Below are 21,104 nucleotides of genomic sequence, written 5' to 3'. Positions count from 1 at the left end.
CGGTTGCATGCGCAACCGTTAAATTAAAGAGGAGTAAGACCATGACGCAGAACACAAACAGTAATGAAAGATATAAATCACAGAAAGTGATCTGGCAAAATATTGGGATAGAAGTCCGATATTGTCCCAATTGGTCAATCGTGGACGAGGGCTTTGGCTTTGCCCATCTAGAGATCATTAGCGATGATCGTCAAAACCTACCGATTACGGAAACAGGTTATAAATCTCATTTCTTACCAGCAGAGGAGATCATTAAATTTGGCGGAGCGGTTGGTTATGCGTTGGCATGGCTGAATGAAGCCAGTAATTCTAGGTCATGGAATGAATATGTTGAGGAGCAACGCCAAGGTTGCCTATTTTAGCGCGAGCTTGCTGTGGAGCAATGTCGTTCCGAACGCGCAAAACGTTGATTGATGGATGGGGGTGGGCATTATTTGTTCTCTTTCTTCCGCGCACGTGTCTTGGCAGCGTGATAGAGCCGCAGTTGCTCCCGCATGCCGTTGTCAAAGGAAGGGTGCGGCAGCATCTCCCCTTCTTTGACACCCATCTCTGCCAACTGCCTGTCGATGAGATCGGTCAGCACAGGTAAATCGAGCCAATCGGGAAGCGGTTTCTTTTTCAACCAATTGTAGATTGCGTCATAAAGAGAGCGGTCAAGGCTGAGCAGATGATTGCGTGCCAACCCGCGACCCAGCCAGTGCTGATAGACACGATAGGTGAACGCGGGTGCGGTTTCTGTGCGATCTTCTCTATCGCGATAAAGCTCAGGGGCTTTCTCTGGTGGAGGAATGAAGTTGGGATTTGGCGGCTGTGCCTCTGGTGTGAGGAGGTGTAGCATCCCCATCTCTTTTCCCAAAAGGACATAAAAATCCGCCCGTTCTGAGCTGGATAGAGTGTCAGGCAGACGTGATTTTGTGTCCTTTGCCAGTTTGTGCAGTTTCAAGTGATCCATAATTGGTAAGTATTATTGACCAAAAATTAAGATTTGTGTAGTAAATTGTTAAGAACACAACAAATGAGGCACTATGGGTACAGAAGGAACGTTTCAAGAAAAGGGATTAATGAACAAGGCGACAGCGCAGGCTGTTTGGCGCTATGCCACACGACCGGAAATTATTCCGCGTTTGCGCGCCCTTGGGTATCACTTTGGCTATTTTGCCTATCTTCTTGCTCTTGTTTTACGATCCGCACGTCTCCTTCCTGCCAATCATCCGGCTTTGATGAGCCAAAATATCGGTCGCTTTGGTGTAAAGCGCCTTTTGGCGGAAGCCGCTTCTCATCTCAAATGGTCATGGGCGCATCTGGATCAGATTATGATCTTCTGCGCGGTTGTTGCCGGGATTGTCATGATCTTCGTGCAATTGCTCATCATTGCCGCCATGGCCGTATTAGATGTGCGCCCTGCAATGGCCTCTGGTGGTTATTTCTCAACGCCTTCTGACAATGTCAGCACTGATGTGGTGTTCATCTTTTTAGAACAGGTCTTTGGCCCAAACCTAGGTGTGTTTGGGGCTGCCTCTCAACCGATGGGAACGCCTGTTTATACTGCACTGCAAGCCATGCTGGGGTTCTACAGTGCCGCCACCATGGTCATTGCGGTGATTATCGTAATCTACTTTGTAATGACAGTGGTGGGGGAGGCTGCCAAAACCGGCACGCCTTTTGGTCGTCGTTTTGACAGCCTTTGGGCACCGGTGCGACTTGTCATTGCGCTAGGCCTCTTGGTGCCGCTTGGCACGGGATTGAACTCCGCACAGTATCTCACCTTGTGGGTTGCCAAGATGGGATCAGGGCTTGGCACACAGGCTTGGACAACCTTTGTTGGCTCGGTCACCTCTGGGCAGAACATCGTGAACAAACCCGCAGGAGAAAGCACCTCCGCTTTGGTGCAGCGGATATTTCTGAATGAAGTCTGTGCTGCAGCATATAATCAGGCGGTGGCGTCTGACACCCAAGAGGTGAAGATCCTGCAAGTGACAGGGCGACGTACGTCTGTTGCGCCCAATTTTGACAACCCCTCTGCCATGATCAACGCCGCATGGAATGCCAAGGATGCTGTTGTCTTGTCATGGTCTCGCAATCCGGTTGGTAAGAAAGCCACGGATCACACATGTGGACGTATCAGTGTTTCCACCACGGAGTTTGACGTCTTTGCAGACGGCAGCAGCGTGACTTTGGAAGAAGAACGTTGGTGGTGGAATTTGCCTCTGGTTGGCAAAGATATGGAACAGCGTCTTGGCACGGTACACCAGCAGATCAAGGAGGTGTATCTCAAAGAAATCAAACGGATCTCTGACGCGGTCAAACCTGCTGCCGAAGCAATCGCGGCCTATAACATACCGGTGCGTAAGCAGCCCGGATATGGCGATGAGAGCACTTTGGAGTTTATCCCCGAGTTGCTCAAAGAGGTCAGTGCGCAGACCCATGAGAACATCAATCTGGAAATCTTGGCATCTTATGATTCCATTGCGCAGGCGGAATACGCCAAGAGCGATGGCTATGATGTGATGGTGGATCGCGGCTGGGGCGCAGCGGGGCTTTGGTATGGAACGCTGGGCACCATCAATCAGCGCTATATGGATGCGGTGGCATCCGCGATTCCGACCTTGGATATTTTGTTCCAAGCCACAGATGTGGAAAGCAACGAGCGCGGCGCACTTGGCAAATTCTTTGGTGTGAGCCGGTACCGATTGCCAGGGCAACTCACAGGTAAGATTGAAGAAACCATCACACATGCAGCCAATGACTTTAGCGGCGCTATTGTGGACAGCGTTCCAGAACATTCGCCGCTTTATAAAGACGCCAGACTGGAAGAGGCCAATGCTGCTGGGGAGACAGGTTGGCTGTCTAAGGCGTTGATTAACCTTGTTGGATCGAAACATATTTATCAGTTGAAGGACAATCCGACCTTGGATCCGATGGTGCGCTTGGCTGCCGCAGGACATGGCATGCTCAATCGTTCGTTTGCAATGTTGGGATTGGGAACCGCATTGGGCCTCGGCGGCACTGTCGCGGGCAGTGTTGCGGGCGCATTGCCTGCAACATCCGGTCCGGCCAAAGCCGGTGTCGCTTTTGTAGGTGATCTTGCAGCCTCTGCTGCCTCGATTGTTTTTGCGCTTGCTGCAATTGCTTTAGTGGCAGGGATCTTCTTGGCTTATGTCTTGCCAATCATCCCGTTTGTCTACTTTGCCTTTGCGGTGATGGGCTGGGTCTTGGAAATTTTTGAAGCCATCGTGGCCATGCCGCTTTGGGCTCTGGCACATCTGAGAATTGAAGAAGGTGGAATGCCGGGACCTGCCGCCCTTGGAGGATACCAGCTTTTGCTGATGATCTTGCTGCGCCCCGCCTTGATCATATTTGGGCTGATTGGCGGCTACATTCTCTTTGGCGCGGCGGTCTATTTCTTCTCAACGCTGTTTAACGCGGCGACAGCCATCACGCAAAGCGACATTGCCAACAACTCCATCGGGGCTTTTGGCGTGTTTGTTTACACAATTATCTATGTGTTCTTGGTCTACAACATCGCTTTGATGTGCTTCAAAATGATTGATGATGTGCCCAAAGGTATGCTGCGCTGGTTGGGTGCGGGGGTATCGCCATTCAGTGACAGCCGAGGTGACCCTATCAATGGATCACGTGAGGTGGTGGCCGCGGGTGTGGTTGCTGGAAACCAGATCCTTGGGGGTATTCGTGGCACAGCCTCTGGGGGACAAAAAGCCTTCGGTGAAAACAAACGCCGCAAAGGCAATTTGGCGGCTGGACGTGATATGAACGACGATGGCCCACAAAGAGTGCGCATTGAAGAGTAAACCCTTACGGCCTAGCCACGGCGGCGGGTAAGCCAAAGGGCGATACGGAAGAAAGCCAGTTCAAAACCAAAATACAGCAGACACAGCGCAGCTATCGGCAGTAGGCAAAAAGCGACAGTCCCGAAATAGGTCGGAAAGTCACTATCGAAGACTTCGGCAAGCATCGTGCTGCCAAACATCACGCCAAGCAAGATGATCACTGCGACCAAGCTGCGCAGGGTGGCAATTGGTTCGTTTGGAGCTTTTGGTTCAGTGTGTGACGCAGACATAGGGAGTCCTTTGGTCTGAACGCGTCAAAAGGCTTCCCTTTTGATATACATGACATAAATCCCGCCAAAAGTCATCAACCGCCAAGTTTTCCACAGAAATCTGGAACGCCGTAACCACCGCAAAACCGCTCTCACACCGCGTTCAAAAGGGAACCCTTTTGGAAAGCAAAAAACACATGGTTTTGGAGGCTTGCCACATGTCCAAAGTCAGTCACACTGACCTTATGAAGCAACTAGGAGTGACCAAATCACAGGGGCGTCGGATAGGATATGCCCGCGTATCAGACCAAGACCAGAACGAATCTTTGCAGATTGAAGCGCTCAAAGAGGCAGGATGCGATGTGATCTATGGTGACTTCGGCGTCTCAGGCGCATGTGTCACGCGGCGTTCGTTGGATACGTTGCTGCGGGATCTTACTGAGGGGGATACACTGGTTGTATGGAAGCTGGATCGATTGGGTCGTTCAACATTGCACTTGCTTCAACTATTGGAGGACCTGCGCCAAAACAAAGTCGATTTCGTCGCCATCACCCAGGGCATTGATACAACAACAGCAGTCGGAAGATTACTCTATGGTCAGCTTGCTGTTTTTGCCGAATTTGAACGTGAGCAAATTGCGGAGCGCACAAAGGCTGGTATGGCGGCTGCCAAGGCGCGCGGCGTTCATATCGGTCGTCCAAGGTCCATATCTCCTGATATGGCGGCGTTGTTGCGCCATCGGTTGGATATTGGGGAAGCCTCCGTTGATCAACTCGCCGAGGAGCTTGGACTTTCAAGGCAGACCATTTGTCGGGCTGTGATGGGGCGCGATTGACACTATTGGAGATGCCATTTGTCACAACAGCGACTTGGATGGACCTGCCTCTTAGTTAGTGCTTAGGAGCCAAGTCATTTACTGGCAGCGTTGCCAACAAATGTGCTTCGGGTACGATGCCAGCGGGTATTTCTAATCCGTCTCGATGACGATTGGACAGGTCAAACCAAATCCAATACATAAGCTGATGTGACAGGGACCAGTCCTCGTGCGGGTTCACACTACAATGGGTCACCCAGTCTGCAAAACTGATGTCGCCTTGCTGTTCCAGCCAATCCACGATGTCCCAATAGCATTGCGGCAGCATGATCAATTCACCAATGCCACGATGATTTGTGTAGATGCGGTTGATGGTCTTGCTGAAATTACCGCTGTCTTCTAACTGTCTTAAGTAGTTTAAAAATTCCTGCTGACCCATAAAAAAAGGATAGCACAAAATGCGCTATCCTTCATTAGGAGCATCATCCTAAGCGGTATGTCACGCGGTTTAGCGGTCGTGATCGAAACCGTTGTCGCGATTATGTTGCGGTTCTGGTTTTGGGCTTTGGGTTTGCGATTTGGGCACCAAATTGCGGCGAATGCCCACGGCACCAGGCGGCGCGAGATTGGGTGGGTGCTTGGCACCAGTTGGAGGCTTGGGCACCAACTGTGCATTGTCTTTATCGCGGATGTTGTCTGCGGGAGTTTTGGCGGAAGTGGCAAATGCCTTCTTGGATGTCTCGTCCATTGATGGGTCTCATGATTGAAGGTCAACGAGGAAGGCCATGATTGGCCTTCCTTAGCGGTGAGCGTGCTTATGAAGCGTGCTGGTTACTCTTCACCTCGTCATCATCTGGCTGCACCTTGTGGGTGTTGACGCCCCTGTCTTTGAAGTCAGGATCTTCAAACCAGCGGATTTTGCGTGCGATGATCGGGTCAGCATCATCAATCAGCAGTAGTTGCAGATCACTGGGCATACGCCGCAATTCGTCAGGATAGGCCAGTTTGCGCTGTGAAGCCGCCCGTGTGTCGGTATAGCTTTCGCTTGTGCTACTGCCTCCAGAGCTTGCGCTAGAGAATGCGTGAGACACTGCCGTTGAAAAATTCCAAACCGTGGTGTCTCCACACAAGCCAGAGAAATACTCCGCTGAAGTCTTATCTGGCGAACCAAAGTAGGAGACCGCGCCACTGTTGGCGATGAAGCTTTCAAAATCCTGACCATAGACACGACGCAATTGGCAAATGTCTTGCGCAATGCCCCAAAGCTGAATGCCAAACCCTGCCATCAGGCCGTAAGCTTGTTCGACCATCGCCAGGCGACCTAGTGCAGGCATTTCATCCAAGATGAACAGGACAGGCTTTTCTGGTTTATCTTCAATGTTTCTCGCACAAACCGTGAGGGCTTGTTGCACAATTAAGCGCAGAAAGCGATTGAATGGCTCCAGACGATCCGCTGGCAGAACAAGATAGACACTCATGGGGTGACGCTTCAGGTCGGCGAAGTCGAAGTCAGAAACAGACAATGCCTCGCGTACACGTTGACTGTCCAAAAAATGTGTTTCCGCTTGCGCTGACGCCATAACATTGGACAAGAGCTTTGGGTCTTTTTGCAGGAACCGCGCTCCTGTGCTGGCAATCAGGGGATGCACAGAGCCTGCCATATAAGCGAAAAGTTCAATTTGCTCATCACCTGTCAGCAGCAGGAGATCGCGCACAGTGCCCAAGTTCCGCTGTCCTTCATAATGTTCGTCAAAAGCAACCAAGAGATTCAGGCCTTGCAGCAAGGCTTTGGACTCTTCCTGCCAAAATGCATCAGAGTTGGCGTTCTTTTGGATGAATGCATCCGCAAGGATCATGGCATTCTCAGGTGCGTCAATGTCAGAAAGCTGCAACCAATCCAGCGGATTGATCCGAGCAGGTTCCAACCCAACTTTGGCAGCTCCGATGTTCCACGGATCAATTGCCAGAACCTTTTGCCCCATGTCCATCCGAGCTTTGGCACTCACAACAAGATTTTCGCTCTTGGGATCAATCACCAGCACAGACCCAAAATAGCGCAGCAGGTTGGGCAGAATTTGCGAGACACCTTTACCGCCTCGTGTGGGCGCATAGGTAAACAAATGCCGGTCCCCTTTGTAAGTGACATCGCGAAGGCGCGTGCCATCCCAGATTTTGCCCAAGAAAATACCCATTCCATCCAGAAGGCCTTTTTCCTGCAAATGCGACGGAGTTGCCCATTTGGCAGACCCAAAGGTTGTCGGCGGTTTTATCAGTCCTTTGAGGCTCCGACCCAACCAATAGCCGATACCCCAACAAAACCCGCACAGGGCCAGCAGAAAGGACACGCTCCAGCTAAAGACATCGTCAAAAATCAGGACATACAGGCCAATGGTGGCTGCCAGAATTCCAAGGATCGCCATACGCACGTCTTTAGCCTCTGGCGACAAGAACCAACCGATCATAAAGCCCAGAAGGGTTGCCCCAGCCATGATTGAAAGACGTGTGATTGAGAGCATGACCTCCATTGATACACCGTTGTTGGATCTCCGCAGAAAACGATCATCAACCCAGCGCCCATTGTGCCAAACCAAGTCTGCCACAGCGGCATCTGGTACAAAGATGGTCATGCTGGCTGTCAGGAATGCAGCCACCACAACCGGTGAAGAATTTAGAGTTGGGTGTTTCAAGACACTTCTCCTCAATAGAGTTACAAGTGCCCTTCACATCAAACAGGATGGCTCTGATTCTCGTGGGTAATGGCGGGGTAAATGCGGGTAAAGACAAACCGCTATAGCGACAGATCTGGCCCACGTGCGCGTTTGCGTGAGCGGGAATTTACGCTGTTCCGATCTGAATTGGCTGGAGGTCGCCGCACATAATCTGCAATCGTTTTGGCCAAAATCTTGCGATCTGTTTTGTGTTTGGATTTCAGCTTTCGCGCATCTTTTTGAAGATCACGGCGATCCTGTATCTGTGCGGTGATCAGATCGTCACGTTGTTGTTGATCTCTTTTGGCACAGGCCATGGCTTCTCGTTCGTTTTGATATCTGATGTTTGCCGATTTTCCCGTGAGCCGGTCAAATAGCCCGCGCAAACCTTTGTTCAATCGCGCAGAACGTTCCTTGGTTTCTTTGATCCAACGCTGTTTTTGCTGCTTGTTGACATGAAGTCGCTCTGCGCGTTGCGCCTCTACCATTGCCGCACGGGCTTTCAGGAAGGGGTGCATTTCTTCTGCGTGGCGGGTTTTGACCTGATGGATGTAAGATTTTATTTGATCGGTCATGCGCGCCCGAAGCGCTTTCTGTGTTTCCGTGACAGATGGGAGCTGTGTCGGATCCCCAAACTTGGTGGCGACGTCTTTGACTTTGACACCTGCCCATTTGCTTACGGAATAGAAGTTTCCATCCACATCAAGTGCGATGAAACCACGTCTGTCTCCTTGCGCCAGATAAAAACCGCGATCTGCCAAAGCACTTTGAAACCCCTTAAGTCCATCGCTGCGTTCCCAAGCTTGTCGAAAGATCTGTTTGATCTCTCTTGGATCATATCCTTGGCGCTGCGCTTGCTGCCATTGGGCAAGTGTGAAGTTCAGCGGGTTCTTGTTGCCATATGTGGCAAGCCCATCGGGAAGAGGCCACCCGTGCTCCAAAAACAGATCGCGAGACACATCTCTCAGTTTAGCTTTGAAGTGCGACATCTGAACGGATTTCATCTCATGGGCATCAATGCGCGACCACACAGCATGCGCGTGACGGCGTCCGTTTTTCTCATGCACCACGATGGCACGAGGCTGATCCTCCAAGCCAACCGCTTTGGCGACGCGATCTGCCGCGTCTCGGAAATCTTTATCGGATGCGATTTCCTGTTCAGGCGGATTTAAAGAGACAGAAAACAAAAACTGCTTGCAGCGCGTGGCTTTGGAAATTGCCTGAGCTTCCTTGAACGCGCCATGGAGATCATTGACCATAAATCCCTCGATCTCGATTACTTCAACATGATCATTGTCGATGTCGTTCATCAGATGGTCTGCCAAGGGAACTGCCCCAGAGCGTTGAGAGGCAACCAAGATCATTCTTCCACCCCAAGCGCTTTCATCAACGCCACGCGCATCCATGCCACCTCAGCAACTGCGCGTTTTAAATCGGCCTCCAGATCTGGATCGACAACCAATGTGCCTTGATTGAGGTGTTTGGCGATTTGATTGAGATTATTAGCGTGGCGTGTTTGACCCAATCGCGCCAGAACCTCAGCCAAGAGCTGTTGCTCCGCAACAGGTGGTTTCCGCCGACTACGATATTTTGGAGCTTCGTCGGCAAAAACCACAGACTTAATGTATGACCCGACTGGCATCGCCCCAGCCTGAGCGTCAAGCTTCTGGCGTTCTTCGTCGGTCAGTCTTAATGAAAACGGGGCAGGGCGGCTCATGGCTTTGGCCCTCGCAAGATGGTCTTGTCGTCTTTTAGAATGTCATTCCAACGCTCAAGCTCATCAAAAACCGCTTCAATGTCAGCCGAGGAAATCGTTTCGAAGTCGCTTGAAATGCCGTTCGAACTGGCTCTTTCGTTGCGCACCATCATCTTCCGGAAAATCGTTGGCATCCCCTGTAAAACAGCGGCCTAGTTCCTCTTTTCTCGTGTTGTGCAGCACATTTTGGCACACACACGGAGCACACAGGATGGCTTTGATGTTTGCTGCTTTATTCTGAGGCGCTTTGGTGGAGGGGGCGCGATTCTGGGGGAGGGGGGCCTCAAAGCGGGACATTAGAGAATCGATGTGGTGCGATGCTTGGGGGATGGGTTTGATGTGCTCAAAGGCCAAGACATGCCATGCAAAGATCGATTTGCGTGATTGACAACATCTGTAAGACACGGTTTGAGTGCGAATGATGGTTCTCACGGGTTTATGCGACCCTGAGATGAAAAGGGAATACGGTGCGGCACCCTATGCCAACTCCGTGACTGCCCCCGCAACTGTAGGCGGTGTGCAAGCCTCAAAGCGCCACTGGATCGATCGGGTCTGGGAAGGTGAGGCAAGCCATACACCGCAAGTCAGGAGACCTGCCATCTTGATTTTAACTCAAACCGGGCGGGGTGTTCCGGAAGGAGGCCAAGATGGCTTTTTCGGCTTGCGCCGTTGACATGATGGGTTTCTACGCGCGCCTCGCATTTTCGCGGAGGGCGAAATGACCCGCAACACATCTCATCGCATCACTGTATGCACCTCTTGTCGCCATAAGGGCGAAGACTGTCGGCCCGGCTATGAGCTGATTGCCAAGTTGCGCCGCGCGATTTCGGAAGCTGGCGACAGCATTCCAGAAGACTTTGAAATTTCTGGCACCGCCTGTCTGGCGGGCTGTGACCGCGTGTGCACGGTGGCCTATCACGCCACGCGCAAGGCCTCCTATCTGTTCGGCGATATCCAAAGCGATGACGACATCGATGCCTTGGTCGATTTTGCCAAACAATACGCGTATTTGCATGATGGCTGGTGCAGTTCCATTGATCGCCCGAGACGTTTGCGCAAGAGCACGCTCGCGCGTATCCCGGCAACGATCATGGCGTTGGAAGAGAGTTTGGAGCGCGTGTCATGACGGAGCTTGCTTTGTCCGTAAGAGAGGCAACCTGGGCGCCGAGACGTCGCGATCCGTTGCTTTTGGAGGCCACAAGCTTTGATCTCTCCAAAGGGCAGGTGATGGGTATTGTTGGGCCAAATGGCGCCGGTAAGACAACGTTGCTGCGTATGATTTATGGCTACCACCGCCCTCTCTCTGGAGACATTCTTGTGGGCGGGGAATCAGTGCGCCAGATGGCCCCCAGAGCGCTGGCGCGCAAAGTTGCTGCGGTTTTGCAGGAACAGCCCTCCGATTTCGCCCTGACTGTGGGAGAGATTGTGGCGCTTGGGCGCGTGCCGCATCGGCTGGGATTTTCCACCCCCGGAGAGCGGGACGGAGAGATCATTGAAGCGGCGATGGCTCGGATGGATCTGCACCGTCTGGCCCATAGAAGCCTGTCCACGCTTTCCGGAGGGGAGCGTCAGCGTGTGATGGTGGCGCGGGCTCTGGCACAGGAGCCAGAGTTGCTGGTGCTGGATGAGCCGACCAATCACCTGGATATCCGTCATCAGCTCGAAGTGCTGGACCTGATCCGGGAGCTGGATCTGACGATTGTGACCTCTTTGCATGATCTCAATCTGGCGGCGGACGTTTGTGACCGCATCCTGATGCTGAAAAACGGCCAGCCACAAGGATATGGCACGCCGCAGGAGGTGCTCTGTGCCAATCGCGTGTCTGACACCTTTCAAGTCAAAGCGCAGCGCGAAGAGCTGAGCCTGAGCGGCAAAGCGCATCTCACTTTCCAACTTTCTTAAAACCAAAGGACCAAACCTATGAAACATGTTCCCATTGCACTTGGTGTGATGCTGGCTGCAAATGCGGCAATGGCGGAAACCACTGTTAAAAGCTGCGACCGTACCGTGAGCTTTGACGCACCACCAAAGGCCGCCATTTCCAACGATGTGAACCTCACCGAAATGATGCTGGTGCTGGGTCTGGCAGATCGCATGGTTGGCTATACCGGCATTTCCGGCTGGAAGACGCTGGATGAAGACATGCGCGCGGGTGTCGAAGCCCTGCCAGAACTGTCCGCGAAATACCCTTCCAAAGAGGTGATCGTCGGTGCGGATGCAGATTTCTTCTTTGCCGGTTGGAACTACGGCATGAAGGTGGGCGGCGAAGTGACACCAGAGACGCTGGAGCCATTTGGCGTGAAAGTGTATGAGCTGACAGAAAGCTGCATCCACGTTGGTGAAAAAGCCAAAGTCAGCATGGATGACATGTATAATGACATTCTGAACCTTGGCCGTATCTTTGACGTTGAAGACAAGGCTGCGGCGCTTGTGGATGGCTACAAAGCCGATCTGGCGACTTTCACGGCCGATTTGGAGACAGCTGAAGAGCCGCTGCGTGTGTTCGTGTATGACAGCGGCGAAGACACACCGTTTACCGCAGGTCTCTATGCGATGCCAACGGCGCTGATCGAAGCGGCTGGCGGGACCAACATCATGGACGACTTTGAAAAAAGCTGGGGTACGGTGACCTGGGAAGCGGTTGTGGAACGCAACCCGGAGGTTGTGGTGATTGTGAACTATGGCAATGTGACTGCTGAAGAGAAGCGTGCCTTCATGATGAACAACCCGGCCTTTGCAGAGCTTGATGCGGTGAAGAATGACCGGTTTGTTGTGCTGGAATATGTGGAAGCCACCCCAGGTCCGCGCAACATCAACGCCGTGAAGAAACTCGCCGAGGGTTTCTGGAACGCTGAAGGTGTTGCGAGCAACTAAATGACAACTGCACACGCCCGGAGGGGCATTTCCATTTGGATGGCCCTGGTTGCCGGTTTGGCTGTATTGGGCGTGTCCTTGTCTTTTGCAATTTCGGTGGGCGCCATTGCGGTGCCCATTGAAACAGTCTGGGGCATCTTCTTTGATAAACTTGGCCTCTGGTCTGGTGAGCCCACCTGGTCCAAAGGACGCGCGGCTATTGTCTGGGAGATCCGCTTCCCACGTGCGCTTCTGGCGATCATGGTGGGGGCAGGGCTGGCTATGGTTGGGGCCTGTCTGCAGGCTGTGACCCGTAATCCCCTTGCGGATCCGCATCTCTTGGGGATTTCCTCAGGCGGTGCCTTTGGGGCCATTCTGGCGCTGTTGCACACCGGTTTGTTTCTTGGATTGCTCACAGTGCCCATTCTGGCCTTTTGTGGTGCGCTACTGGCGACGTTGCTTGTGCTGATGGTGTCACGCTGGGCTGGGGCCATGAGTGCGGACCGGCTGGTGTTGACTGGGGTCGCGATATCTTTCGTCATCATGGCCTGTGCCAATATTCTGATTTTTCTGGGGGATCCCAAAGCAACCCATACGGTGGTTTTCTGGATGCTGGGGGGGCTTGGCTTGGCGCAATGGTCCCATTTGATTTACCCTTTGGCGGTTTTGATGCCCTGCGGGTTGTGGCTTTGGCTACAGGCCTCCAAGCTGAACGCAATGACCATTGGCGATGAAACGGCGAGCACGCTTGGCATAGCGGTGGGGCGGTTTCGCCTTACCGTATTTGTCGTCAGCGCCTTGATCACCGGTGTGATGGTGGCCTTTTCGGGCATGATCGGATTTGTGGGGCTGATGGTGCCGCATGTTGTGCGATTGATTGTGGGGGGAGACTATCGCCGGGTGTTGCCTGTCTCGGCGCTGTTTGGCGGGATTTTCCTGACATGGGCAGACATCGGAGCACGCACGATTATGGCTCCCGAAGATATGCCGATTGGCATTTTGACGGGTTTTGTTGGGGGGCTGTTTTTCATTTTGCTGTTGCGCCGGAAGTAACGCCATGCCCGCGGTATTGATGAGATTGGCCGATGATGGTGCGCTGTCGATTGCTCCGCGCAGTGCCAGTTGTTTGACGCCGGTGATTTTGCTATCAGCAAAGACTGTCTGAAATCACGGCATCCACAAGGTCAGCTTTAAGGTGGAACACAATGAAAACGCAGTTGAAATCTGAAGTTGTTGATTCCATCGCCCCCGCGGCACGCCTGTCAGTTGCACCGATGATGGATTGGACGGATCGCCATTGTCGTTTTTTGCATCGGCTGCTGTCCAAGGAAACGTTGCTTTACACGGAAATGGTCACGGCGCCTGCTTTGGTGCGTGGTGGGGCGGTGCATCTTCTGGATTTCAGTGATGAAGAACATCCCGTTGCGGTGCAGCTTGGGGGCTCAGATCCGGCGGAATTGGCCAAGGCGGCGGTGCTTTCTGAAGCGCATGGCTATGATGAGATCAATCTGAATTGTGGGTGCCCAAGTGACCGTGTGCAATCTGGCACCTTTGGGGCCATTCTGATGCGCAGCCCTGATCTTGTGGCCGATTGTGTGAAGGCGATGCAGGACGTGGTTTCTGTGCCTGTGACGGTGAAATGCCGCATCGGGGTGGATGATCAGGATCCGGCAGAGGTCTTGCCGCAGTTTCTGGAAACCATGTCAAAGGCGGGGGTGACACGGGTGTCCGTGCATGCGCGAAAGGCCTGGTTGCAGGGGCTGAGCCCAAAAGAGAACCGCGACATTCCGCCATTGGACTATCCGTTGGTGCATCAGATGAAGCAGGCCTTTCCACATTTGCACATTTCCCTGAACGGTGGGGTGCAAACTCTGGAAGAGGCAGAACTACATTTGTCGCAAGGCCTTGATGGGGTGATGATTGGGCGTGCGGCCTATCATACGCCGGCGGATGTGCTCTGTGAGGCGGATCGTCGGATTTATGGCAGGGGGGCTGACAGCGATGCGGTGGCTGTGGTGCATATGATGCTGCCCTATATTGAGGCGCATCTGAGCCAGGGGGGCAAGCTGCATCAGGTGTCGCGCCACATGCTTGGGCTGTTTGCAGGACGTCCTGGTGCGCGGGCCTGGCGCAGATACCTTTCTGAAAACGCCACGCGCAAAGAGGCCGATACTGAGACGGTTTTGACGGCACTGGATTTTGTCACACGTGCGGCCGCCTGACGCTCGTGGTCTTTCAGGGCCATGTGATCGGGGCCTGCTTTGGTGGCGCTTGCAGCGGTTTGGGTTTTCGGCTTTACCTTGCGCGCGAACACAATCCTCGGAGCCCAAAGATGTCTCATGATCCCATGCTGCTGGCGCAAATGCTTGTCCTTTTGTTGGCGATTGGTGCCTTGGCCGGGGTGCTGGCCGGGCTTTTGGGGGTGGGCGGCGGTATTGTTCTGGTGCCTGCGTTTTTCTATGCCTTTCAAGGGCTCGGCTATGGTGGACCGCAGCTCATGCAGGTCTGTCTGGCCACATCACTTGCCACAATTATTGTGACCTCGCTGCGGTCCGTTGCCAGTCACAATAAGAAGGGCGCGGTGGACTGGGGAATTCTGCGAGGCTGGGCACCGGGCATTGTGCTGGGGGCCATCGTCGGGGTGATGGTTGCGGCCAATTTGCGCTCTGTGACGCTGCAGATCGTGTTTGGGTGCCTTGCGCTGGTGATTGGAGCCTATATGGGGCTTGGTAAGGCGCATTGGCGGTTGGGGCAGGCCATGCCGGGCGGGGCAAAGCGTCTGTCTCTGAGCCCGGCTGTTGGATTTCTGTCGGTGTTGATGGGCATTGGCGGTGGCAGCTTTGGCGTGCCGCTTATGACGCTGTTCAACGTGCCCATTCACCGAGCGGTTGCAACGGCGGCAGGGTTTGGTGTGACCATTGCGGTTCCGGCGGTGATTGGATTTCTCTTTGTGGACATCGACCCGGCAAATCGCCCGCCTTTGACGATCGGCGCGGTGAACCTCGGGGCGTTTTTCATCATCATCGCCATGACGCTGATGACGGCGCCGCTTGGGGTGAAGCTTGCGCATGCCATGGATCCTAAGCCGTTGAAGCGCGTCTTTGCCGTTTTCCTGACTTTGGTGGCCCTCAACATGCTGAGAAAGGCCTTCGGATGGTGACGGATCTGTTTGAGAAAGGCTGGGCCAAACTGCCGTTTGATGCCGAGGTCAAAGCCTGGGCGGAGCATGCTTGGGAGGCAGGGCAGCAGAGTATGCACGCACCTGAGCACGATCCTTGGTGGGATTGTGAGGGCACATGGTTCATTGGCGTGGATGCGCTGAACAATGATGTGGCGGGCAAGCTCCCCGGTGGACCAGATTTGCCTCTGGGCCCCAAGCGGGCCATTGAGACGCTGTTTGGGGCTTTGCCAGATTTACACCCTGCGCAGATGTCAGTTGTTTTTCCGGGATATCCCAAAGCGCGCCGTGGGGAGAATGAAGCGGGGCTTCGCTATCGGCGCAATCGTGATGCTGCGCATTTGGATGGTCTTTTGCGCGGAGAAGACGGCGGCCGCCGTGTGGAAGAGCCACATGCCTGGATTTTGGGGATGCCACTCACGACAAACGCCGCTTCGGAGTCACCGCTGGTGATCTGGGAAGGCAGTCACGAGGTTCTACGCGAGGCGTTGGGTGAGGTCTTTGCCCCGCATCCGCCTGAGACTTGGCATGAGATCGACGTGCGCGCAGTCTATCAGGAAACCCGCAAGACAATTTTTGAAACTTGCAACAGGGTGCCTGTTTGCGCGCAGCCGGGTGAGGCGATTGTGATGCATCGTCTGACTTTGCACGGTGTTGCGCCATGGGTTGGTGGAGACGTTGAGTCGCCCTGTCGTGCAGTGGCCTATTTCCGCCCAATCCTTGCTGGAGGTGTTCCCTCTTGGATCGCCCAAGATGGCGGATAAATCGCAACGATACGTAAGGTTTTGGAAACAATCCTTCGCCTCGCCGGGCATTGGGTTTCTGCTGGGGACTGTGCCTGCGTGAGGCTGTACTTCCGTAGAAATTGAATCAATAAAGATTCACAATTGATAATCGTGAACTTTAGGCTTGGTATCTCATGGAACTGCTTCTTTTGTTGGGTTTGGCCGCAGTTGCGGGCACAGCCCTTATATTGGATGACGACGACGACAATCAAAGTGATGCAGGGGTGAATACCCTGGATGAAGTTGACGTGGTTGAGGGCAACACACAAAACGGCGACGCTTCAGATGAAACGTTGACGGGTGGTGCTGGAAATGACCGTCTTGATGGGGCAGGGGGCAACGATGTTGTCAACGGTGGTACCGGTGCCGATCTGCTGATTGGTGGCGATGGTGCAGACCGCCTGGACGGAGGTGACGACAACGACACGCTGCGCGGCGGCGATCAGAACGATACGCTGATCGGTGGTGATGGTGATGATCTGTTGGCAGGCGGCAACAACAATGACTTCCTGTCTGGCGGCGAAGGTAATGACGTCCTTGGTGGTGGCACCGGGGATGACACGCTGGAAGGCAATGAGGGCAATGATCGCATCCTTGCCGGCTGGGGGGATGATTTTGTGGAAGCGGGCGCTGGCAACGACTCTGTTGAAGGCGCGCGTGGCGATGACTCGCTTGAAGGTGGCGAAGGGGATGACCGCTTGCTTGGCGAGGCCGGTGATGACGTTCTCTCCGGGGAAGCCGGTCAGGATGTGCTGATTGGCGGTGTTGGTGCGGATCTGCTGGATGGCGGCGAAGGTGACGATACCTTGCGTGGCGGTGATCAGAACGACACGCTGATTGGCGGCGAAGGCGATGACAGCCTTTGGGGCGGCAACAGCGATGACACGCTTCAAGGGGGCGCAGGGGATGATATCCTGTCTGGTGCCACAAGTGATGACAGCCTGCTTGGCGAAGCTGGGGCCGATACGCTTTTTGGTGGCCGTGGCGATGACACGCTGATTGGCGGAGACGGCGCGGATAGCCTTTTGGGCGGCGCTGGCAATGACATCCTGTCTGGTGTGGATGACAGCAATGATGATGGCGTGATCGAGGAGAGCGCGACACCAGACGCAGACACGCTGCGCGGTGAAGCCGGAAATGATGCCTTCTTGCTGGGCTCCGGCGATACCGCCTTTGGCGGTGCGGGGGCGGATATCTTCAATACTGGTGCCTGGGTGGATGCGGACAACCTGCCACAAATCGAAGATTACACGGGCGAAGATTCCATTGTGATCCTGGTGCCAGAGGGGGAGACGGATGGCACGGTGACCTTTGCACCTTCAGCGGATCTTGGCGCTGGTTGGATCACAGTCAGCCTTGATGGGCAGCCGGTTGCCGAAGTGCGCGCGGAGGCTCTTGAGGCGAGTGATGTGGCAATTGTGGAGAGCGATATTGTGCCGGCCTCCTCTTCACCCGCACCAACGCCCACACCAACACCTTCGACCCCCTAAAGTCTGAGGGTTCTGGTGGTTTTGGCGCGCTCCGTCTCATAGGTTTTAAAGCCTTGGGCGGGGCGCGTTGCGTTTGAAAGGGTTAGCGCTGAAGCCGTGCAGCGCGACCGCCGCGCCGCTTTTTCAGCAATGGGGCGCGTGTGGGCAATTCGAGCATGATTGCGCTGCGTTCATCAGCGGTCATTTTGCTCCATTGCGTGATTTCATCAATCGTGCGCATGCATCCCGTACAGATACGTGCTTCAGGGTGCACGACACATTGGCGTACGCAGGGGCTTTCAACTTCGTTGCGTTTCCAAACCGTGTCTTTGCTCACAGTGCACCACTCCCGATATGGGTCAGCCGATCAAGAACTCCTTGCAGGATATAGGAGGCGGCAACGTGGTCGATGACTTCAGAGCGACGTTTACGCGACGTATCCGCCTCCAAAAGCGCTCTTTCGGCGGCGACCGTGGAAAGTCTTTCGTCCCAAAAGCCGATGGGCAGATCCACCAGCGGTGCCAGATTGCGAGCAAACGCGCGGGTGGACTGGGCACGGGGGCCTTCGCTGCCGTCCATATTCATGGGAAGGCCAAGGATGATGCCGCCGATATTGCGGTCTTTGATGATGTCCACCAGCCTTTGCGCGTCCACACCAAACTTTTTGCGTTTCACAGTCTCAATGGGGGTGGCCACTGACCGCATGCTGTCGCTGACGGCGACGCCGATGGTTTTTGTGCCAAGATCAAGCCCCATCAAGGCCCGCATGGGGGGCAGGTTGGGAGCCAAGTCTTCGATGGTTTGGTAAATTTCGCTCATGGTTGCGCCACTCCTGCGCGTTCAGCGCCTGTACGTACAATTGCCAAGGCTTCCGGCACGTTCTCAAAGACCTGCTGCGCCTCTTGCCAGATGGTTGCCGCGCGTTCATTTTCTCCGAGCACGCCATAGGCCGCGATCAGGCGCGCCCATTCTTCTGGTGTGCCGCCCTCAGTGGCAAGCCGGTCGGACAGCTGGCTCACCATGCCCTGTATCATGGCTTGACGGTCTTCTTGAGAAAGATCCTGTGCGGCTTGCACATCTTCGGCGGTTGGCCCGGCAAGTTGATTGCTATGGTCGGCAACCAGTTCAGGCATCTTGTAGTCGATACCCGCGTACCATGCGAGTTCTGTGATCGTGGCGCGAATGGAAGGCACCCAGGGCGCATCTGCCGGGCTCTGGCGCAGCACCTGATCCCAAATTCTATACGCCGCATCGGGGCGTCCTCCTTGCCACATCATCAGGCCATAATAATACCGACCCAGATTGTTGAGCGGATCTTTTGCCAGTGCCGCGCGCAGGCTTGCTTCCGCCTCTGGTGAGACATAATCCTGTGTCGCTGCGATCATCATGCTGGCATGTGTCACGTAGTCGCCCGCGCTGACCTCGGCACCTTTCAGCGTGAGCACTTTTTCCTGCGCCGTGTAGGCGGCCTGAAGGTTGCCGAGATTGGCCTCATTGCGTGCCAGCAGCATCTGCCCTTGCAAATCATCAGGGTTCTCCGCCACGGCAGCGCGCAGCTTGGCCATCAGTTCGGCAAACTCAGGCTCAGGCGTTGCGGGATCGATTGCAGGCAGACGGGCCTCCATTTCTGCCTGAGACGGTCGGTTCTGCATGTCTTCGGCGACCAGTTCCAGGCGGAGTTGTAGTGGCATGTCCCGATAACCCGGCGCGCCAAGCCAGATGTAAAGGGCAAAGCTGCTTGCAACGACAAACAGACCCAGCGCAAGAGCTGCAAGGCCTGCGCCTTTGCCTGTACCCTGTGCGGCGCTGTCTTGTTTCTGCATCTGGGCATCTGCCGCAAGAATACGCCGCGAGACCTCTGTGCGGATGCGCTCTGCATCCGCCTGGGCGATGACGCCACGGGCGAGATCACGATCGACCTCTTTAAGCTGATCGCGATACACCCGCAGATCATAGGCTGCCGGGTGTTCCTCATTTGCCGGACGCCGTATCAGCGCGAGTGCAAAGAAACCCGCTGTGATCAGTGTCAACGCGGTCGCTGTTATCCAGAAAATCATATGGCCTCCACGAAGTTGCCATACATGTAGTGTCGCCAAGGGGAGGCTGAAAGCGAAAATCGCGTGAGCGGCACCACATGTCGCAACAGGAACGCAAATAGACGGTATGAGCGTGGTGTGCGTCTCAACAAAAAGTTCATAAACTATCTTAAGTTGCCCCATATCGGAATCACGCACATGAGAAGATATTCAGCCTTTGCCATCGCCCGCGAAGCGGCCCGTTATCATACGGGCTGGGAACGTGCGTGGCGGTCTCCTGAACCCAAGAAGAAATACGATGTGATCATCGTTGGTGCTGGTGGGCATGGTCTCGCCACGGCCTTTTATCTTGGCAAAAATTTCGGCATTACCAATGTGGCCATCATTGAAAAAGGCTGGCTTGGTGGCGGGAACACGGGTCGTAACACGACGATCATCCGGTCCAACTATCTGCAGGATCCTTCCGCAGCGCTTTATGAAAAGGCCCGTTCTCTCTATGAGACCATGTCTCAGGATCTGAACTACAACGTGATGTTCTCTCCGCGCGGTGTGATCATGCTGGCGCAGACCGAGCATGAGGTGCGCGGCTACCAGCGCACGGCACATGCCAATGCGTTGCAGGGCGTGAAAACCGAATTCATCGGCCCAGAGCGCGTGAAAGAGCTGGTGCCAATCATCAACATCGACGGCCCACGTTATCCGGTTCTGGGTGGTCTCTGGCAGGAACGTGGCGGCACGGGGCGTCACGATGCAGTGGCCTGGGGCTATGCACGTGCCTGCTCTGACATGGGCATGGACATCATCCAGAAATGCGAAGTGATCGGCGTGCGCCAAGAGGGCGGCAAGGTCACCGGTGTGGACACCACCAAAGGCCCGATTGATTGTGACAAGCTGGGTCTTGTTGTGGCGGGCAACTCTGGCGATCTCGCAAATATGGCGGGCTTCCGTCTGCCGATGGAATCTGTTGCGCTTCAGGCGCTGGTGTCTGAGCCGATCAAACCCTGCATGGATGTGGTTGTTATGGCCAACACTGTGCACGGCTACATGTCTCAGTCTGACAAAGGTGAGATGGTGATTGGTGGCGGCACCGATGGGTTTAACAACTACACCCAACGCGGCAGCTTCCATCACGTTGAGGAAACCGTGCGTGCGTTGGTCGAAACCTTCCCGATGGTCAGCCGTCTGAAGATGCTGCGCCAGTGGGGCGGCATCGTGGATGTGACCGGCGACCGCTCCCCGGTGATTGGCAAAACGCCACTTGGCAACTGCTTTATCAACGCAGGCTGGGGCACTGGCGGCTTTAAAGCCATTCCGGGCGGTGGCTGGGCCACTGCGGAGCTGATCGCCAAAGGCGAGCCGGGCCCGCTTTCGGCAGAGTTTGGTATGGAACGTTTCATCGAAGGCCGCTTCATCGACGAAAGCGTCGCGGCTGGCGTGGCACACTAAG

Annotated in this window: 22 protein-coding genes and 1 riboswitch; of the genes, 12 read left to right on the top strand and 10 right to left on the bottom strand. The window is 54.6% G+C overall.

Translation table 11 applies throughout. From position 1 onward, the window contains the following. The first annotated feature begins 41 nt into the window (after positions 1-41). Positions 42-362: a hypothetical protein gene (locus tag J7382_RS06710; RefSeq protein WP_209068185.1), complete on the top strand. Its 321-nt coding sequence runs from the start codon at positions 42-44 to the stop codon at positions 360-362. 68 nt (positions 363-430) lie between these two features. Here J7382_RS06710 and J7382_RS06705 read toward each other — a convergent pair whose 3' ends face one another. Beyond that, positions 431-838 carry a hypothetical protein gene (locus tag J7382_RS06705; RefSeq protein ID WP_209068184.1) on the bottom strand — a complete coding sequence of 136 codons (408 nt, stop codon included), beginning with the start codon at positions 836-838 and terminating at the stop codon, positions 431-433. Positions 839-1,061: 223 nt separating this feature from the next. Between J7382_RS06705 and J7382_RS06700 the strand changes: the two genes are divergently transcribed. After that, positions 1,062-3,809, top strand: a complete 2,748-nt coding sequence (locus J7382_RS06700) for a DotA/TraY family protein (RefSeq protein ID WP_209068183.1) — start codon at positions 1,062-1,064, stop codon at positions 3,807-3,809. Positions 3,810-3,820: 11 nt separating this feature from the next. Here the strand turns inward: J7382_RS06700 and J7382_RS06695 are convergent, their stop codons facing one another. Further along, a complete protein-coding gene (locus J7382_RS06695) occupies positions 3,821-4,078 on the bottom strand; it encodes a hypothetical protein (protein WP_209068181.1) in 258 nt (85 codons plus the stop codon). Between the two features lie 197 nt (positions 4,079-4,275). On the opposite strand from J7382_RS06695, the gene J7382_RS06690 reads away from it, so the two are divergent. Beyond that, complete coding sequence (locus J7382_RS06690; RefSeq protein ID WP_247744873.1) at positions 4,276-4,893, top strand: recombinase family protein; 618 nt, start codon at positions 4,276-4,278, stop codon at positions 4,891-4,893. Between the two features lie 55 nt (positions 4,894-4,948). Here the strand turns inward: J7382_RS06690 and J7382_RS06685 are convergent, their stop codons facing one another. From J7382_RS06685 to mobC, 5 genes are all read right to left on the bottom strand, one after another. Then, entirely contained in the window at positions 4,949-5,329 is a 381-nt protein-coding gene (locus tag J7382_RS06685) for a hypothetical protein (protein WP_209068179.1), read from the bottom strand. Between the two features lie 51 nt (positions 5,330-5,380). Further along, a complete protein-coding gene (locus J7382_RS06680) occupies positions 5,381-5,620 on the bottom strand; it encodes a hypothetical protein (RefSeq protein ID WP_209068177.1) in 240 nt (79 codons plus the stop codon). A 67-nt stretch (positions 5,621-5,687) separates the two neighbouring features. Next, complete coding sequence (locus tag J7382_RS06675; RefSeq protein WP_247744872.1) at positions 5,688-7,559, bottom strand: type IV secretory system conjugative DNA transfer family protein; 1,872 nt, start codon at positions 7,557-7,559, stop codon at positions 5,688-5,690. Between the two features lie 101 nt (positions 7,560-7,660). Continuing rightward, positions 7,661-8,944: a relaxase/mobilization nuclease domain-containing protein gene (locus tag J7382_RS06670; RefSeq protein WP_209068175.1), complete on the bottom strand. Its 1,284-nt coding sequence runs from the start codon at positions 8,942-8,944 to the stop codon at positions 7,661-7,663. Beyond that, positions 8,941-9,297 (bottom strand): plasmid mobilization relaxosome protein MobC, encoded by a 357-nt coding sequence (mobC, locus tag J7382_RS06665; RefSeq protein ID WP_247744871.1) that lies wholly within the window; start codon positions 9,295-9,297, stop codon positions 8,941-8,943. The genes J7382_RS06670 and mobC overlap by 4 nt, the downstream gene beginning before the upstream one ends. 444 nt (positions 9,298-9,741) lie before the next feature. After that, positions 9,742-9,952: riboswitch (cobalamin riboswitch) on the top strand. Positions 9,953-10,054: 102 nt separating this feature from the next. On the opposite strand from mobC, the gene J7382_RS06660 reads away from it, so the two are divergent. The 8 genes from J7382_RS06660 to J7382_RS06625 all read left to right on the top strand — a co-directional run bounded on the left by J7382_RS06660 (position 10,055) and on the right by J7382_RS06625 (position 17,642). Beyond that, positions 10,055-10,462: a DUF1636 domain-containing protein gene (locus tag J7382_RS06660; protein WP_209068169.1), complete on the top strand. Its 408-nt coding sequence runs from the start codon at positions 10,055-10,057 to the stop codon at positions 10,460-10,462. Continuing rightward, entirely contained in the window at positions 10,459-11,238 is a 780-nt protein-coding gene (locus J7382_RS06655) for an ABC transporter ATP-binding protein (RefSeq protein ID WP_209068165.1), read from the top strand. The genes J7382_RS06660 and J7382_RS06655 overlap by 4 nt, the downstream gene beginning before the upstream one ends. An 18-nt stretch (positions 11,239-11,256) precedes the next feature. Then, a complete protein-coding gene (locus tag J7382_RS06650; RefSeq protein WP_209068164.1) occupies positions 11,257-12,210 on the top strand; it encodes an ABC transporter substrate-binding protein in 954 nt (317 codons plus the stop codon). Between the two features lie 39 nt (positions 12,211-12,249). Further along, complete coding sequence (locus J7382_RS06645) at positions 12,250-13,242, top strand: iron ABC transporter permease (protein ID WP_247744870.1); 993 nt, start codon at positions 12,250-12,252, stop codon at positions 13,240-13,242. A 152-nt stretch (positions 13,243-13,394) separates the two neighbouring features. Next, a complete protein-coding gene (gene dusA / locus J7382_RS06640) occupies positions 13,395-14,411 on the top strand; it encodes a tRNA dihydrouridine(20/20a) synthase DusA (protein WP_209068162.1) in 1,017 nt (338 codons plus the stop codon). A gap of 110 nt (positions 14,412-14,521) precedes the next feature. After that, positions 14,522-15,349, top strand: coding sequence for a sulfite exporter TauE/SafE family protein (locus J7382_RS06635; protein WP_209068161.1), 828 nt, complete (start codon positions 14,522-14,524; stop codon positions 15,347-15,349). Continuing rightward, on the top strand, positions 15,343-16,131 hold the full coding sequence (locus J7382_RS06630) for a hypothetical protein (protein ID WP_209068160.1): 789 nt from the start codon (positions 15,343-15,345) through the stop codon (positions 16,129-16,131). Before J7382_RS06635 ends, J7382_RS06630 begins: the two co-directional genes overlap by 7 nt. Before the next feature lie 155 nt (positions 16,132-16,286). Beyond that, positions 16,287-17,642 carry a calcium-binding protein gene (locus J7382_RS06625; protein WP_209068158.1) on the top strand — a complete coding sequence of 452 codons (1,356 nt, stop codon included), beginning with the start codon at positions 16,287-16,289 and terminating at the stop codon, positions 17,640-17,642. An 82-nt stretch (positions 17,643-17,724) separates the two neighbouring features. Here the strand turns inward: J7382_RS06625 and J7382_RS06620 are convergent, their stop codons facing one another. The 3 genes from J7382_RS06620 to ccmI are packed head-to-tail and all read right to left on the bottom strand — an operon-like array spanning position 17,725 to position 19,678. Further along, positions 17,725-17,958: a DUF1289 domain-containing protein gene (locus J7382_RS06620; protein ID WP_058239230.1), complete on the bottom strand. Its 234-nt coding sequence runs from the start codon at positions 17,956-17,958 to the stop codon at positions 17,725-17,727. Beyond that, the gene (gene ruvX, locus J7382_RS06615) at positions 17,955-18,440 is read right to left on the bottom strand and encodes a Holliday junction resolvase RuvX (protein WP_209068156.1); all 486 of its coding nucleotides are present in this window, start codon (positions 18,438-18,440) and stop codon (positions 17,955-17,957) included. The genes J7382_RS06620 and ruvX overlap by 4 nt, the downstream gene beginning before the upstream one ends. Continuing rightward, the gene (gene ccmI, locus J7382_RS06610; protein WP_209068154.1) at positions 18,437-19,678 is read right to left on the bottom strand and encodes a c-type cytochrome biogenesis protein CcmI; all 1,242 of its coding nucleotides are present in this window, start codon (positions 19,676-19,678) and stop codon (positions 18,437-18,439) included. Before ccmI ends, ruvX begins: the two co-directional genes overlap by 4 nt. 177 nt (positions 19,679-19,855) lie before the next feature. Here ccmI and J7382_RS06605 point away from each other — a divergent pair, with 177 nt between their 5' ends. After that, a complete protein-coding gene (locus tag J7382_RS06605) occupies positions 19,856-21,103 on the top strand; it encodes a sarcosine oxidase subunit beta family protein (protein ID WP_209068153.1) in 1,248 nt (415 codons plus the stop codon). The last annotated feature ends 1 nt before the right edge of the window (position 21,104 follow it).

The sequence above is a fragment of the Shimia sp. R11_0 genome (genome assembly GCF_017744035.1).
In the GTDB taxonomy this organism is placed as follows: Bacteria; Pseudomonadota; Alphaproteobacteria; order Rhodobacterales; family Rhodobacteraceae; genus Shimia; species Shimia marina.
This window is presented reverse-complemented; position numbering and strand designations above follow the sequence as displayed.

Excerpts from the sequence above, each read along its gene's own strand:
- J7382_RS06710 (WP_209068185.1), top strand. The coding sequence starts at position 42 with ATGACGCAGAACACAAACAGTAATGAAAGATATAAATCACAGAAAGTG.
- J7382_RS06705 (WP_209068184.1), bottom strand. The coding sequence starts at position 838 with ATGCTACACCTCCTCACACCAGAGGCACAGCCGCCAAATCCCAACTTC.
- J7382_RS06700 (WP_209068183.1), top strand. The coding sequence starts at position 1,062 with ATGAACAAGGCGACAGCGCAGGCTGTTTGGCGCTATGCCACACGACCG.
- J7382_RS06695 (WP_209068181.1), bottom strand. The coding sequence starts at position 4,078 with ATGTCTGCGTCACACACTGAACCAAAAGCTCCAAACGAACCAATTGCC.
- J7382_RS06690 (WP_247744873.1), top strand. The coding sequence starts at position 4,276 with ATGTCCAAAGTCAGTCACACTGACCTTATGAAGCAACTAGGAGTGACC.
- J7382_RS06680 (WP_209068177.1), bottom strand. The coding sequence starts at position 5,620 with ATGGACGAGACATCCAAGAAGGCATTTGCCACTTCCGCCAAAACTCCC.
- J7382_RS06670 (WP_209068175.1), bottom strand. The coding sequence starts at position 8,944 with ATGATCTTGGTTGCCTCTCAACGCTCTGGGGCAGTTCCCTTGGCAGAC.
- mobC (WP_247744871.1), bottom strand. The coding sequence starts at position 9,297 with ATGAGCCGCCCTGCCCCGTTTTCATTAAGACTGACCGACGAAGAACGC.
- J7382_RS06660 (WP_209068169.1), top strand. The coding sequence starts at position 10,055 with ATGACCCGCAACACATCTCATCGCATCACTGTATGCACCTCTTGTCGC.
- J7382_RS06655 (WP_209068165.1), top strand. The coding sequence starts at position 10,459 with ATGACGGAGCTTGCTTTGTCCGTAAGAGAGGCAACCTGGGCGCCGAGA.
- J7382_RS06650 (WP_209068164.1), top strand. The coding sequence starts at position 11,257 with ATGAAACATGTTCCCATTGCACTTGGTGTGATGCTGGCTGCAAATGCG.
- J7382_RS06645 (WP_247744870.1), top strand. The coding sequence starts at position 12,250 with ATGGCCCTGGTTGCCGGTTTGGCTGTATTGGGCGTGTCCTTGTCTTTT.
- dusA (WP_209068162.1), top strand. The coding sequence starts at position 13,395 with ATGAAAACGCAGTTGAAATCTGAAGTTGTTGATTCCATCGCCCCCGCG.
- J7382_RS06635 (WP_209068161.1), top strand. The coding sequence starts at position 14,522 with ATGTCTCATGATCCCATGCTGCTGGCGCAAATGCTTGTCCTTTTGTTG.
- J7382_RS06630 (WP_209068160.1), top strand. The coding sequence starts at position 15,343 with ATGGTGACGGATCTGTTTGAGAAAGGCTGGGCCAAACTGCCGTTTGAT.
- J7382_RS06625 (WP_209068158.1), top strand. The coding sequence starts at position 16,287 with ATGGAACTGCTTCTTTTGTTGGGTTTGGCCGCAGTTGCGGGCACAGCC.
- ruvX (WP_209068156.1), bottom strand. The coding sequence starts at position 18,440 with ATGAGCGAAATTTACCAAACCATCGAAGACTTGGCTCCCAACCTGCCC.
- ccmI (WP_209068154.1), bottom strand. The coding sequence starts at position 19,678 with ATGATTTTCTGGATAACAGCGACCGCGTTGACACTGATCACAGCGGGT.
- J7382_RS06605 (WP_209068153.1), top strand. The coding sequence starts at position 19,856 with ATGAGAAGATATTCAGCCTTTGCCATCGCCCGCGAAGCGGCCCGTTAT.